This is a genomic window from Arthrobacter koreensis (assembly GCF_009193255.1).
Lineage (GTDB): Bacteria > Actinomycetota > Actinomycetes > Actinomycetales > Micrococcaceae > Arthrobacter_B > Arthrobacter_B koreensis.
The window spans coordinates 738615-753053 of record NZ_WACG01000001.1 but is presented as its reverse complement, the minus strand read 5'-3'; the positions used below and the strand labels follow the sequence as shown (position 1 = coordinate 753053).

Below are 14439 nucleotides of genomic sequence, written 5' to 3'. Positions count from 1 at the left end.
ATTGCTTTTTACTGGGCGTTTCCCAGGTCATGGCTGAACAATGAGGGATTCGGTCAGCTCGTCACTTGGCGCCACAACAAAGCAGTCAACCCGCCGGTCACCGGTGTTCCATGAATTCTGTGTGGGAACCGCGCGGTTGAGTTCAAGATCGGTGTATTTCGACGCCGCATCCGTGTAGATGACGGACGAACACACCTCTTCTGCCTTCGCGGCCAGCGCATCGGTGCCGGGGAAGGTGTCGGAATCAGCGTAGGTGGAGGTGGCGACCAGCTGTGCATTGTGGGCGGTCTCGCAGGTCACAACGGTCACCTCGGCATTCACGCTCTGGAAGTCCTGCAGGCAGGCGCCTGCCTCCAGATCGACCGGAGATACCGAATCCTCCAGGACACCCTCACCCCGGTTGCTGTCCGCGATCACCGTGGCGAGCCAGATGCCCAGCAGCACCACAATGAGGATTGACCCCAGCAGCACCAGCGTGCGGGTGGTCTTGCCCGGGCCCTTGCCGCGGGCGGCTGCTTCCTCGGCCTCACGGGTCCGCCGCGCACGGCGAGAGTCCGCCGGGACGGCACTGGCACCGGAAGGGTTCACCGTGTGGACTACGCCCGTGTCATCGGGATCCTTTTTGCTCAGCGTCAGCGACTCGAAGGAGTCAGTGACGGGAGCCGCGACGTCGGAGCTGCCGCCCTGGATAGTCGATGTATGGATCCGCGGACCGGCCGCCTTGGACGCAGCATCGTCTTCATCCTGGGGGCTGTCCTTGGCACTGCCGGCTTCCGTGGCATCCTCGTTCGAGCCGTTGTCCTCGGCAGGTGCCTCGGCAGGTTTCGGGGATGATTGAGGGCGAGCCTCCACGGGAGCGTCCGCGGCCTCGGCGTCATCATCGGCCGACTCGTCTGATGGCTTATCGCCGGATCCGTCCTTGGACTGGCCGGCGGCCGTGTCAGTGTTCGAATCGCCGTCTACGGCGGATTCGCTCGACGGTTCGCCCTGCGTGTCATCCGCTGCGGCGGGTTCCAGCTCCGTGAGCCCTGCCCCCGGCTCGACGGCGACTTCCGTGCCTTCGGGGGCGGGCTCGGAGATTCCTGCCTGCTTACCGGCTTCGGCAGCCTCCTCGGAGACTGCCCGCACCTCGGCGGCGGTTTCCGGCAGGGAAGCCGCCTCGGCGGCATCGGTGCTGATGGCCGGCGTCTCCAGCGACGGTTCGTCGAGGTGAACGTCATCAGCGGGAATGACTTTGGGCTCCGGCGGGGCCGCGTCCTGCGACTCGGCGTCGAAAGCGCCGTCCCACAGCTCGGCGTCGTGCCCGCCGTCGGTGGACAGCCAGGCCGGGGCGTCGGTGTGGGCGGACAGGTCGGGAACGGCAGCCGCGGTCGTTTCGGCGCCTGCACCTGTTTCCGGGGACTGGGCGGGTGCGGCGGCACTGGTCTGCGCAGTTCGGCCGTCGCCGGTTGCAGCAGCGGCGTTTTTGCCGGTTCCGGGGGCGGCGTTCGTCCCGGCAGCCTCGGGCCCGGTCGGAGTCGATGACGGTTCGTCCGCCGGACTCGAATTCTTCTTGGCTCCGGGGCCGGTGCGGACAGCGGGACGCTTGGCTCCGCCCTTTGAACCCAGCAGGCCCTTCTGGACGCCACCCTGGTTGGCGGCGGCCGGACGCCGTGCTCCGGAACCCTTGCCGCGTCCTGATTTTCCGGACTTGGCAGGTTTGGCGGGCTTGGCTGAACCGGCGCCCCGCTCCGGGTCGGTGGGGCCGGAGCGCCCGTTGGAGGCGGACAGCTGGGGCTTAATAACTGGAATGCTCCTTGTAGCAGGGTTGTTCCGGACCGGGGGTGCAGTTCGCGGTGTGGGCGGCTTGGCACTGGATCCCTTGGGGCGCGCGGTACTTCCGTTCGGGGTGGAAGGGCGCGGGGACTTCCCCGGCTGGGCTGTTCCCTGCCGCGGTGTCCTCTTTTGATCGCTCATGGTGAACGCCGGTCCTCCCTGTCCATGGCCGCAAAAGTGTCCCGCGGCATCTGTTCCTCCCTGACTTTAGCGAATTTGCAGGTCGCGGCGCAGTACGCACCTGCGGGAGAGAAGGACTAAACTGGGAAGTTGAGTGCGCCTGCGGGTCCTGAGGGGCACAACCCAGCGGGAAAACATGTAACCTGTAGTTACGACAAATTGACCAAATATTCCGGGGCCTCGCTCTCCTGCCCGAGCGACCACCTCCGGATCGACGCAAAAAGGGGGTCACGCCATGGGGCGCGGCCGTCAAAAGGCAAAAGCAACCAAGCAGGCACGCGAGATGAAGTACTTCACTCCTGCCACGGACTACTCAGCCCTGCAGCGTGAGCTGTCAGGACCCTCGAGCCGTCCGTCGAGTCGATATCCCGAGGAACCGGCCGAGCCGGACTACTCGGCGTACGAGGATAAGTACGCAGATCAATTTGGCGATGAAGACGATGATGATGAGGGTTCCCGCCGCATCGGATAGATGCCGGCAAACCCATTCTTCGGCAAACTGATTGCCCTCCTTCAGCGGATCACCAGCACGGTGGATCCGCTGAAGGGCGTTAAAGGCGGTAATTCCCCTTCGCTTCCCCTCCATCGAGATGACAGAAACTGCCCGTATCAAGGCTGATACGGGCAGTTTCTGTCATCTCGATGAGGCTCTGCCCCCGCCTCATCTCGATGAGGCGGGGGCAGAGCCTCCGGAAAGGCTAGGCGTAACTGCCCACCAGGCGGACGGCACCGCCGTCGACGCCCTTGGCGCCCTGGACGTAGTTGGGATCGCCGGCCTCGGAATCCGTGACGGCTCCGACGGTACCCATGGTCCAGGCCGGAACACCGCGTTCGCACAGGCGGGCCAGCGCAGCGTCCGCACCGGCGGCGTCGACAATCGCCACCATTCCGACGCCGAGGTTCAGAGTGCGCTCCAGGTCCGGCAGCGGTACATTGCCGAGCTCGCTGACGAGCTTGAAGACCGGCGGCAGTTCCCAGGTTGAACGGTCCACGGTGGCTTCCAGGCCCTTAGGCAGGACCCGGGCCAAGTTGGCGGCAAGCCCGCCGCCGGTCACATGGCTGAAACCGTGCACTCCAGCGGGCGCGTAGCGGGCCAGGTCCAAGCAGTCGGCAGCGTAGACGCGCGTAGGCTCCAGCAGCTCTTCGCCGAGGGTGCGCCCAAGCTCCGGGATCTGGCGTTCAAGCTGCCAGCCGGCGTGGTTGATGACGCGGCGCACCAGGGAGTAGCCGTTGGAATGGATGCCGGAGGACGCCATACCAATAACGACGTCGCCCTCCCGCACGCGCTCCGGGCCCAGCAGGTCCGCAGCTTCCACGACGCCGGTGGCGGCACCGGCGACGTCGTACTCGTTCACGCCCAGCAGGCCGGGGTGTTCAGCGGTCTCGCCGCCCACCAGGGCGGTGCCGGCAACTTCGCAGGCAGCCGCGATGCCGCGGACAATGTCCGCGATACGCTCCGGCACTACCTTGCCGCAGGCGATGTAGTCGGTCATGAACAGCGGCTCCGCGCCGACGACGACGATGTCATCAACCACCATGCCAACCAGGTCGAACCCGATGGTGGAGTGGATATCCAGTGCCTGGGCAATGGCGACCTTGGTGCCGACGCCGTCGGTGGAGCTTGCCAGCAGCGGCTTCTTGTAGGTCAGCAGCCGGGAAACGTCATAGAGCCCGGCGAATCCGCCCACCCCGCCAAGAACCGAGTCGTTGTGGGTTGCCTTGACCGCTGCCTTCATTAGCTCGACGGCCCGGTCACCGGCCTCGACGTCCACCCCTGCGGAGGCATAGGTGATGGCGTTTTCGCTCGCGCTCATACCGATTCTTTCTTGTCTGTTGGGGTCAGGAGGGGCTCGAACTCACTGTCCGGTCCCGGATCACAGCCGTTGGAGCCGTCCGCGTCGGACGGGTTTTCCAGCAGGTTCTTTCCCAGCCGGTCTGCCGGGGGCAGCTCGATGGGGTACCGGCCGGTGAAGCAGGCTGTGCAGAGCTTTTCGCGCGGCTGCTGGGTGGCCCCAATCATGCCGTCTTCGGAAATGTAGGCGAGGGAATCAGCGCCGATAGACGTGCAGATTTCCTCCACTTTGGCGCCGTTGGCGATCAACTCGGCGCGGGAAGCGAAGTCGATTCCGTAGAAACAGGGCCACTGGACCGGCGGAGAGGAAATCTTGACGTGGACTTCCTTGGCCCCGACTTCCCGGAGCATGCGCACGATTGCACGCTGGGTGTTGCCGCGGACGATCGAGTCGTCCACCACCACCACGCGCTTGCCGCGGATGACGGACTCGAGGGCGTTGAGCTTGAGCTTGATACCTAGCTGGCGCAGGGTCTGGCTCGGCTGGATGAAGGTACGCCCCACGTAGGAGTTCTTGACGAACCCGTGCGCAAAGGGGATGCCGGACTGCTCGGCGTAGCCCACGGCCGCGGGTGTGCCGGATTCGGGGACCGGAATGACAATGTCCGCTTCGACGCCGTTTTCGCGGGCCAGCTGGCGGCCCATCTCAACCCGGGATTCGTAGACCGAACGGCCGTTGATCGAAGCGTCCGGGCGCGCAAGGTAGACGTACTCGAAGACGCAGCCCGCCGGCGTCGGCTCCCCGAACATCTGGGAACGGATGCCGTTCTCGTCGATGGCGATGAACTCGCCGGGCTTGATCTCACGGATGAAGCTTGCGCCGACGGTGGCCAGGGCAGAACCCTCGGAGGCCACAACCCAGCCGCGGTTCAGCCGGCCGAGTACCAGCGGGCGCACGCCGTAGGTGTCGCGGGCCGCATACAGGGTTCCTTCGTCCATGAAGACGAAGGAGAACGCGCCGCGCAGCTTGGGCAGCAGTTCAAGTGCGGTTTCTTCCAGGGAGCGGCCGTCAGTCCCGTTCAGCAGGGCGGTGACAAGGGCGGTGTCCGAGGTGTTGCCCTGGGCAATTTCGCCCGAGCGGGGGCGTCCCTGGCGGGCCAGGATCATTTCGTAGAGTTCGGCGGAGTTGGTCAGGTTGCCATTGTGGGCCAGCGCCACGGTGCCGGCGGCCGTCGCGCCGAGGGTGGGCTGGGCGTTCGCCCAGTGCGAGGCACCGGTGGTGGAGTACCGGCAGTGCCCAATCGCAATGTGGCCCAGAAGAGTGTTCAGGGTGGTTTCGTCGAAGACCTGGGAGACCAGTCCCATGTCCTTGTAGACGCTGATCCGGCTGCCGTCGCTTGTAGCGATGCCCGCGGATTCCTGTCCGCGGTGCTGCAGCGCGTACAGACCGTAATAGGTAAGCTTCGCTACCTCTTCGCCGGGGGCCCAGACGCCGAAGACTCCGCAGGCATCCTGCGGTCCTTTTTCGCCGGGCATGAGATCGTGGGAAAGCATTCCGTCACCGCGTGCCATGGAAGTTATTCTCTCACGCCCGCCGGGTACGAACGGCTCCGGGGCAGAGCGTTACGCGGTGGGGGAAGTGCCTGTGCTATCGGGCTCGTCGTCTGCCGCCTCAACCACTGCGTGCTCGGAGCGGCGGATGCTGATCCGGTCCAGGATCAATGCGGCGATGGAACCCAAAGCCACACCGGGGAGAGCGAACATCACGGTGAAGAATCCCAGGACGGCTTCCCGGGTGTACTGCGGGTTCTCGTCTCCGGTGTACGCCATGATCAGGGCGGTAATAAAGGCAGCGACCACGCCCAGCGCCATAAAAGGTACAAAGCGGGGAGCTCGGCGGATGGTGATCTCGCGGCGTTCAGGGCTGTGCTGCTCGGAAGTCATGCCCAAATTCTACCGGCAGTAGAGATTAGGCTGTCCCGCCGCCGGCAAGCCGCGGAAACAGTGGCAGGCATTCGGACAGGTCCGCACGCAGCCCGGAGGCGGAAACCTTTCCGGCAGCCACCGCGTCAGCCCATGCCAGGGCACCTGTCACCAGCCCCAGCCAGGTGGCGGCGTCGGTCTCTACGACATTCGGGGGAGTACCCCGGGTGTGCCGGGGGCCGGGAATGCACTGGGTGACGCCGAAGGGCGGAACCCGCACCTCTACAGAGTTGCCGGGCACCCGTTCAGCGAGTTCCTCGAGGGCGTAGCGGACCGCCATTGCGGTGGTGTTCCGGTCTGACGGTCCGGCCGCCGCTGCGGCGAGGGCGGCCGTGCCGTCTGCCGAAGAAATCCTGCGCCGTGCCATGGCTAGTCCAGCAGTGCGGTGACCGGCGCGGCGAGGCGCAGGCTGCCGACGGGTTCGCCGCCGCCGAGTACCGGCGGAACGGTTTTGGCCAGGACCTTGAAGACGCCCTCCGGGTCAATGGCACCGCTGGCGGCGAGCAGCGTCAGGCCCACGAGGGTGGCGGCGCGGCCGTTGCCGTCGAGCATTTTCAGTGCCACGGAAACCCCGGTGTCCGTACCCAGTACCAGGACGCCTTCGGCGCCGCTCTTGGCGATGATGCCGAGGTCTTCCATGACCACGGAGTTCTCCTTGCCTGCGCCGTGAACGGCCCAGGGGTAGTCCAGCATTGCTGTTGCCACGGTGGCTGCGCGCGCATCGCCCAGCTTGTCTGACGGCGCCTTGGCCAGCTTGCCGATCCCGCGTGCCAGCCCGGTCAGGGATACCGCAGCCAGCGGAGCCCCGCAGCCGTCAATGGCCCAGTGCGCGGGCTTTTCCTCGCAGAAGTCCTCGAAGACCCGGGCGATTCCCTGCTGCAGCGGATGGGACGGATCAAGGTACGTCCGGGTGTCCCAGCCGTTCTCGGTGCAGGCCCACAGGAATGCCGCGTGCTTACCGGAGCAGTTGAAGGCAATCCGCTGCTTGCCCTTGCCGGCACGGATCAGCTCGGTCCGTGCCTGTTCGTCCTGCGGCCAGTCCGCCGGGCACTGCAGGTCCTCTTCGGTGACGCCCGCAGCCTGGAGCATTCCGCGGACCACATCGGTGTGTTCCTTCGCGCCGATGTGGCTGGCAGCGGCCAGCGCTACCTGCGGACCCCGCAGCGGTACGCCGGCCTGCATCGTGGCAACGGCCTGGAACGGCTTGAGCGACGAACGCGGGAACACCGGGGTGGTGATGTCGCCCAGGGCTGTGACCACCGACCCGTCACCGGAAAGCACGACGGCGGAACCCACGTGGCGGGATTCAATGAAGCCGTTGCGCTCCAGGACAGCGAGTTCAACGGCATCGGAGGCAGCAAAGGTGGCAGACATACTGCCAGTGTACGGAAGTCCGGCACCCGTCCGGGACGCCGGAAAAGCCCGGCGGAAAGGCTCCGCCCCGGCAGCACGGGAGAGGGCGCGGGCAGCGAAGCAGGGGAGCGATGACCGCCCCAGCACCGCCATCGAGGCAGCCTCCCTCGCTGCCCGGCCCGGCGGGGCCAAAGCCCCGCCGTGATTCACTATCCGGCGGCAGGCGCCGCCGGGCAACGGGTCGGCGGGAAATCCACCCCTGCGCGGGCCGCGTCACGGACCAGCGGCGGCTTTCGGGGCGTGCATCCCAGCCAGTAGTCTGAACTCTTGTGAAGGTTCTCGTTGTTGGCCCCGGCGGCCGCGAACATGCCATTGTCCGGGCCCTGCTGGCCGACCCCTACGTTTCGGAAGTCCACGCGGCTCCCGGCAACGCGGGCATCGCGCAGGTAGTGCCAGTCCATTCCATCAAGGCCAGCGATCCGGAAGCCGTGACAGCCCTGGCCCGTGAGCTCGGTTCCGACCTCGTCGTCGTCGGCCCGGAAGCGCCGCTGGCAGCCGGTGTTGCAGACGCCCTCGCGGAGGCCGGCATTCCGGTTTTCGGTCCTTCCAGGGCAGCAGCCCAGCTGGAAGCCTCCAAGGCTTTCGCGAAGCAGGTCATGGCCGAGGCGAACGTGCCCACGGCGATGGCCCGGGTCGCTGCGACACCGGACGAAGCCGCCGACGCGCTGGACACCTTCGGTGCTCCCTACGTGGTCAAGGATGACGGGCTGGCCGCCGGCAAGGGCGTTGTTGTGACATCGGACCGGGACGAAGCGCTGGCCCACGCGCAGGCCTGCTTCGACGCCGGCGGAACGGTGGTCATCGAGGAGTTCCTGGACGGCCCCGAGGTCTCCCTGTTTGTCCTCTCCGACGGGCGGCACGTGGTGCCGCTGGCCCCGGCCCAGGACTTCAAGCGCATCTTCGACAACGACGAAGGCCCCAATACCGGCGGCATGGGCGCCTACTCCCCGCTGGAGTGGGCCCCGGCCAACCTGGTGGACGATGTCATTGCCCGGGTGGCGCAGCCCACCGTGGATGAGATGGCCTCCCGCGGCACCCCGTTTGTCGGAGTGCTGTACTGCGGCCTGGCCCTGACCTCCCGCGGACTGCGGGTCATCGAGTTCAACGCGCGCTTCGGCGATCCGGAAACCCAGGCGGTGCTGGCCCGGCTGAAGACCCCGCTCGGCGGACTGCTGCTGGCTGCCGCCAAGGGTGAACTGGATGCCATGGAACAGTTGAAGTGGGATGCCCGCACGGCAGTCGCCGTCGTCGTCGCGTCCGAAAACTACCCTGACACTCCGCGCACCGGCGACCCGATCCTGGGACTCGTGGAAGCCGAGGCGATCGAGGGCGTTCACGTGCTGCATGCCGGCACCGCCATGGAAGCCAACGAGATCGTGAGCGCGGGCGGACGGGTCCTGGCCGTCGTCGCACTGGGGGAGAACCTGGCGCAGGCAAGGGAACTCGCCTACCAGGGCGTGGACGCCATTGACCTTGAGGGTTCCCAGCACCGCGGTGACATCGCGCTGAAAGCCGAGCGCGGCGACATCGTGGTCCCTGCCGGCAGCGCAGGCGCTGACATCGAAGAGGACCTGGCATGAGCACCGCACCGCAGCTGGACGGCTGGAACCACATCTACTCCGGGAAGGTGCGGGACCTGTACGTGCCCGCCGGACCGGACGCCGCGCAGGACCGGGTGCTGGTTGTGGCCAGCGACCGGATCAGCGCCTACGACCACGTGCTCTCCAGCATCATCCCGGACAAGGGCCGCATCCTGACGCAGCTGAGCCTGTGGTGGTTCGAGCAGCTGGGCAGCGTTCCGAACCATGTGCTTTCCGCTGACGAGGGCGTGCCCGCCGAAGTGGCCGGCCGGGCCATGATCTGCAAGAAGCTTGAAATGTACCCCGTGGAAGCCATTGCCCGCGGCTACCTCACCGGCTCCGGACTGGCGGAGTACCGGCAGTCGCAGACCGTGTGCGACGTTCCGCTGCCCGCCGGGCTCGTTGACGGCTCGCGGATTGAGCCGGCTATTTTCACTCCCTCGGCCAAGGCCGAGGTGGGCGAGCATGACGAGAACATCAATTACGACGCCGTCGTGGCCGCGGTGGGTGCCGAGACGGCCGCGCAGATCCGGGACCTGACCCTGGAGATCTACACCACGGCCGAGGCCATTGCGCGGGACCGCGGAATCATCCTGGCGGATACCAAGGTGGAGTTTGGCCTGGATCCGGCGACCGGCCTGGTGACCCTTGGCGACGAGGTACTCACCCCGGATTCCTCGCGCTTCTGGGACGCTTCGCTGTACGAACCGGGCAAGGCCCAGCCTTCCTTCGACAAGCAGTACGTCCGGGACTGGCTGACCTCGCCCGAGTCTGGCTGGGACAAGGCAGCGGACACCCCGCCGCCGGCCCTGCCCGAGGATGTTATCGACCGCACGCGTGCGAGGTACGTAGAAGCGTACGAGCGGCTGACCGGAAAGAGCTTCGTCTAGGATTTCCATGACCGCAGGCCCCGGGGTTTCCCGGGGCCTGCGGTGTTGTGTGGCGCCTGTCGCGCGGACTTAGCGGAAGAACGTCAGGTGGGTGACGCCGTCGTCAGCCGCTTCCGAGCGGGCCTTGTAACCGTTCTCCAGGCCGCGCAGGCCCTCCCACAGGTTGATGCCGCGGCCCAGCAGGATCGGTGTGATGCCTACGTGGATCCGGTCCACCAATCCCGCTTTAAGAAACGACTTAATGACCGTTGGCCCGCCGCCGATCCGTACGTCCTGGCCGGCCGCGGCGTCGAGGGCCCGGTCCAGGGCTTCCTGCGGCGAGGCGGCAAGGAACTCGAACCGGGTGCCGTCGGGCATGTCGATGGGTTCACGGGCGTCATGGGTGAGGATGAAGACCGGGTACTGGAACGGCGTCTCATCTCCCCACCAGCCCTTCCACTCGGGATCGTCCGGGAAATTGTGCAGGCCGAACATCCCGGCGCCCATGATTTCCGCCCCGATGCCCTCGAAGTAGGCGGCGGCGTATGTGTCATCCACCCCGGTGGTGCCCTTACCGGGCTGCTTCAGCACCCGCTCCTGGAAGGTACGCGTGGCGGTATATGGCCCAACCAGCCGTCCCCAGTCTTCCCCGAACGGCTTCTCCCGAGTCTGGTCCGTGGTGGTGGCGTACCCGTCAAGGGAGATGTTCAGGTCAACGCGGACAGCCATGGGAACTCCTGGTGTCTTGGTGAGGGATGTTCCAGAGCATACTCGCCGGCACAGCAAAAAGGACCCATCGAAAACGATGGGTCCTTTCCTGTTTTGGTCGGGGTGACAGGATTTGAACCTGCGACCTCGTCGTCCCGAACGACGCGCGCTACCAAGCTGCGCCACACCCCGTAACCACTGCTCATCCGGAGGTTTCCCTCCCGGCCAAGCAACTTTACAAGTGTACTCGACAACCTGCGGGAGCGCGAAATCAGCGCCCTGCGACAGGCAACAGCGTTACACGAGCGAGTCCTGCCAGGCGGCATTGAGTGCCGCGAAGCGTCCGGTTCCGCTGGTGAGCTCGGCAGGCGTGCCGTCTTCCACCACAGCGCCGGAATCCATGACCAGCACCCGGTCCGCGATTTCAACCGTTGAAAGCCGGTGGGCGATGATCAGCGCGGTCCGGTTGCCCAGCAGCGTCTTCAAGCCCTGCTGCACCAGCCGCTCGCTGGGCACGTCCAGGGAGGACGTCGCTTCGTCGAGAATCAGCACCGCCGGGTCGGCGAGGAAGGCGCGGGCAAAGCTGATCAGCTGGCGCTGCCCGGCCGAGACCCGGCCGCCGCGCTTGTTTACATCGGTCTCATAACCCTCGGGCAAAGACTCGATGAAATCGTGGGCGCCCACGGCACGGGCAGCGGCTTCGATTTCCTGCGGCGAGGCGCCCGGTTTGCCCAGGGCAATGTTCTCCGCCACCGAGCCGCTGAACAGGAACGCTTCCTGGGTAACCATGACGACGGCGCGGCGCAGGTCGCGCTGCGTGAGGTTCCGCAGGTCCACGCCGTCCAGCAGCACTGCACCGTCCGATGGGTCATAGAACCGGGCGATCAGTTTGGCGAGGGTGGATTTGCCGGCACCGGTCTGGCCCACCAGGGCCACGGTCTGCCCGGCGGGGATGTGCAGGTCCAGTCGGGGCAGGACCAGCGGGCCGTCCCCGTAACGGAATTCGACGCCGTCGAACCTTACGTCCCCCTTGGCGTCCCGAAGTTCCACCGGCTGGCGGGGCGGACGGACGGTGGGGACTTCTTCCAGCAGGCCGGACACCTTTTCGAGGGCCGCGGAGGCGGACTGGAACGAGTTGTAGAACATGGCCATCTGGTCCACCGGCTGGAAGAACCGCTTGGCGTAGAGCAGCAGGGCCAGCAGCGCGCCGACTTCCAGGCCGCCGTCGAGCACCCGGTAACCGCCCACCAGCAGCACCACGGCCACGGTCGCGTTGCCGATGAAGATCAGGCCGGGCTGGAACACACCGTTGAGGTTGATGGAGCGGAGGGTGGCCCGGCGGTAGTCCTCGGCCAGTTCGTCATTCTTCTCGGCGTTGACGGTCTCCCGGCGGAAGGCCTTCACGGCGCGGATGCCGGTCATCGTTTCGATGAAGTGGACGATCAGTTTTGCCGAGGTCACCCGGGAGGCCCGGTACGCGATCTGGGAGCGCTTCTGGTACCAGCGGGTCAGCAGGAACATCGGCACGAACGCCACGCAGAGCAGCACTCCGGTGCGCCAATCCAGGGCGAAGATGCTGACGGCCACGAAGACCATGTACATAGCACCCGAGGCCAGGGAACTGATGCCCGAATCCAGCAGTTCACGCAGCGCCTCGAGGTCCGAGGTCTGACGCGAGATGATTCTGCCCGAGGTGTAGCGTTCATGGAACTCGAGGCTCAGCCGCTGGGTATGCCGGAACACCCGGAGCCGCAGGTCCAGCAGCATTGCCTGGCTGAGCTGCGCCGTGGAACGGACGTAGCCTGCCGTCAGCCCGGCCGCCAGGACCGCTGCGAGCAGGTAGGTGCCGCCGGCCGCCAGCAGCGGAAGGGAACTGCCGTCCTGCAGGGCGGGCAGGGCGTGGTCGATGCCGAAGGCGATGATCGCGGGTCCGGCGACCCGGGCGGCCTGCGAGAACACCACCAGTGCGATGGTGAAGATGAACCGTCCGCGGTTGGGGCGGACCAGGGACGCCAGCAGGGATAGCGAACGACGCCGCACGGCCAGGTTCTGCTCCCGGTCCAGGTCCAGGTTGTCCTCGCCGGACGTGCCAACGGCGTTGTCTGCCCGTGCCGGGCCCGGCAGGGGCGCACCGGGACGGCGGATGCTGAACCGGCTCACCGGAGAACCTCTCTTTCGTCTTCGAGTCCACTGTCCAGGTCCTGCGGCGAGGCCGGGAGGCTGGCGATCACGTGGCGGTAGTGCTCATTCTGGGCCAGGAGCTCAGCGTGGGTGCCGACGGCGGCGATCCTGCCGTCCTGTATCAGGGCCACGCGGTCCGCCAGGGAGACTGTGGAGGGACGGTGGGCCACCACCAGCGTGGTGGTCTCCGCGAGGACCTCGCGGAGCCGGTGCTCCACCAGTTCCTCGGTGCGTACGTCCAGCGCGGAGAGCGGGTCATCCAGAACCAGGACCGTGGGCCGGGCAGCAATCGCACGTGCCAGCGCCACGCGCTGGCGCTGCCCGCCGGAAAGACTGAGTCCCTCTTCCCCGATCAGCGTGTCCACGCCGTCCGGAAGCGAATAGACAAACTGGGCCTGCGCTACGTCCAGGGCTTCTCGCAGGAGGTCCGCGGCTTCGGAGCCGCTGGCGGCGTCAGCTCCGAGCAGTACATTGTCCCGGACTGAGCTGGAGAACAGGGTGGTCTCCTCGAAGGCCACCGATACGATGCGGCGCAGTTCCGTCAGCGGGTAGTCCCGCACGTCGACGCCGTCGATCCGGATGCTGCCGGCGGTGACGTCGTATAGCCGGGGGACCAGCTGCAGCAGAGTGGACTTGCCGCTGCCGGTGATGCCGACCAGCGCCATGGTCTCACCGGCACGCAGGTCCAGGCTCACGCCGTCGAGCACGTCCGGGCGGTCCGGCGCGGCGTCCGGGTAGGCAAAGTGCACGTCCTCGAAGGAAAGCCGGCCGTGGACTTCCTTCGGCTGCACCGGGTGTTTCGGATCGGTGATGGTGCGCCTGGCATCCATGACCTCGAAGTGCCGGTCGATCGCGGTGGCGGCCGTCAGCGTCATGGACAGCAGCGGTCCCATGGACTCCACCGGTCCGGCAACCACCGCAGCGGTGGCAAAGAAAGCCACCAGCGCGCCAATGCTCACCTGTCCGTCGTTGACCAGCAGGATGCCCAGGACCAGGGAGACAGCCAGTGCTGCCTCCGGAAGGAGAGTCACCACCAGGGAGAACTTGGCCAGTGAATTCGCCTTGTACACCTCGGTCTGGCGCAGGCCCTCGGCCTGCTCTTCGAACGCGTCCAGCGCCTCGGAACTGCGGCCGAAAGCCTTCAAAACGCGGATGCCGTGGACCGATTCTTCCACGGTGGTAGCCAGGTCTCCGGCCTGGTCCTGGCTTCGGCGAGATACCCGGCCGTAGAAGCGGCGGAACTTGAAGCCGTAAACGATGATCGGCACGGCGGCGAGCAGGAACACGATGGCCAGCTGCCAGGCCGTGAAGAACATGATGGTGACGCCAATGAGCACCGTCAGCGCCGTGACGATCAGCATCAGGGCGCCGAATGCCATCCAGCGGCGGATCAGGTTCAGGTCGCTCATGGCGCGGGAGAGCAGCTGCCCGGAGCCCCAGCGGTCATGGAACGCGACGGAAAGGTCCTGCAGGTGGCGGTAAAAGGAGGTCCGCAGGCTGGTTTCCACAAGAGTGGACGGCGCGACGGCGAACTGCCGCCGCAGTGCCATGAACACGGCTTCCAGCGTCCCCAGGGCCAGGACGATGCCGGTGGCCCACCACAGTGCGGTGACCGCACCGCCGGGGGCGAGGTAATTGTTCACCAGGATCCGGAGGACCTGCGGGATGGCCAGCGCGACGACGCTGGCGCCGACCGCGCAGAGGAAGCCAAGGAACAGCCGGGGGAGGATCGGTTTGATGTGCGGGTACAGGCGCCCCAGGGATTGCCACAATGATGTCTGCGGGGGCATGAATCCTCTTCGAGATCGAGAGGTCCGCGCCGAGGGGTGCGGGCCGGATACCGCTCAATCCTAGGCCACGCCGGGCATGGTTACGACGCCGCGTGCCGGTTTCGCCCCTCCCGCCGAGAGGCCACTTA

Annotated in this window: 12 protein-coding genes and 1 tRNA gene; 3 read left to right on the top strand and 10 right to left on the bottom strand. The window is 66.5% G+C overall.

The window, feature by feature from the left end:
• Positions 1-27: 27 nt before the first annotated feature.
• Positions 28-1956, bottom strand: a complete 1929-nt coding sequence (locus GD628_RS03535; RefSeq protein ID WP_152273837.1) for a septum formation family protein — start codon at positions 1954-1956, stop codon at positions 28-30.
• A gap of 274 nt (positions 1957-2230) precedes the next feature.
• Between GD628_RS03535 and GD628_RS03530 the strand changes: the two genes are divergently transcribed.
• On the top strand, positions 2231-2467 hold the full coding sequence (locus GD628_RS03530; protein ID WP_091601863.1) for a DUF3073 domain-containing protein: 237 nt from the start codon (positions 2231-2233) through the stop codon (positions 2465-2467).
• A 226-nt stretch (positions 2468-2693) separates the two neighbouring features.
• Here GD628_RS03530 and purM read toward each other — a convergent pair whose 3' ends face one another.
• The 5 genes from purM to GD628_RS03505 are packed head-to-tail and all read right to left on the bottom strand — an operon-like array spanning position 2694 to position 7144.
• Positions 2694-3809, bottom strand: coding sequence for a phosphoribosylformylglycinamidine cyclo-ligase (gene purM, locus GD628_RS03525; RefSeq protein WP_152273836.1), 1116 nt, complete (start codon positions 3807-3809; stop codon positions 2694-2696).
• Positions 3806-5359, bottom strand: a complete 1554-nt coding sequence (purF, locus tag GD628_RS03520) for an amidophosphoribosyltransferase (protein ID WP_091601869.1) — start codon at positions 5357-5359, stop codon at positions 3806-3808. The genes purM and purF overlap by 4 nt, the downstream gene beginning before the upstream one ends.
• Positions 5360-5410: 51 nt before the next feature.
• Positions 5411-5731, bottom strand: coding sequence for a polysulfide reductase NrfD (locus tag GD628_RS03515; RefSeq protein ID WP_091601872.1), 321 nt, complete (start codon positions 5729-5731; stop codon positions 5411-5413).
• Between the two features lie 25 nt (positions 5732-5756).
• Positions 5757-6137, bottom strand: coding sequence for a sterol carrier family protein (locus tag GD628_RS03510; protein ID WP_091601875.1), 381 nt, complete (start codon positions 6135-6137; stop codon positions 5757-5759).
• A 2-nt stretch (positions 6138-6139) separates the two neighbouring features.
• Positions 6140-7144, bottom strand: a complete 1005-nt coding sequence (locus GD628_RS03505; protein WP_091602242.1) for an asparaginase — start codon at positions 7142-7144, stop codon at positions 6140-6142.
• A 308-nt stretch (positions 7145-7452) separates the two neighbouring features.
• On the opposite strand from GD628_RS03505, the gene purD reads away from it, so the two are divergent.
• Positions 7453-8763, top strand: coding sequence for a phosphoribosylamine--glycine ligase (gene purD, locus GD628_RS03500; RefSeq protein ID WP_152273835.1), 1311 nt, complete (start codon positions 7453-7455; stop codon positions 8761-8763).
• Positions 8760-9653, top strand: a complete 894-nt coding sequence (locus GD628_RS03495) for a phosphoribosylaminoimidazolesuccinocarboxamide synthase (RefSeq protein ID WP_152273834.1) — start codon at positions 8760-8762, stop codon at positions 9651-9653. The genes purD and GD628_RS03495 overlap by 4 nt, the downstream gene beginning before the upstream one ends.
• 69 nt (positions 9654-9722) lie before the next feature.
• On the opposite strand, the gene GD628_RS03490 is transcribed toward GD628_RS03495, so the two are convergent.
• The 4 genes from GD628_RS03490 to GD628_RS03475 all read right to left on the bottom strand — a co-directional run bounded on the left by GD628_RS03490 (position 9723) and on the right by GD628_RS03475 (position 14311).
• Positions 9723-10361: a dihydrofolate reductase family protein gene (locus tag GD628_RS03490; protein WP_152273833.1), complete on the bottom strand. Its 639-nt coding sequence runs from the start codon at positions 10359-10361 to the stop codon at positions 9723-9725.
• Positions 10362-10455: 94 nt separating this feature from the next.
• Positions 10456-10532, bottom strand: a tRNA-Pro gene (locus tag GD628_RS03485).
• Between the two features lie 105 nt (positions 10533-10637).
• Positions 10638-12464, bottom strand: a complete 1827-nt coding sequence (locus tag GD628_RS03480) for an ABC transporter ATP-binding protein (protein WP_152274219.1) — start codon at positions 12462-12464, stop codon at positions 10638-10640.
• Positions 12465-12496: 32 nt separating this feature from the next.
• Positions 12497-14311, bottom strand: a complete 1815-nt coding sequence (locus GD628_RS03475; RefSeq protein ID WP_152273832.1) for an ABC transporter ATP-binding protein — start codon at positions 14309-14311, stop codon at positions 12497-12499.
• Positions 14312-14439: the final 128 nt, after the last annotated feature.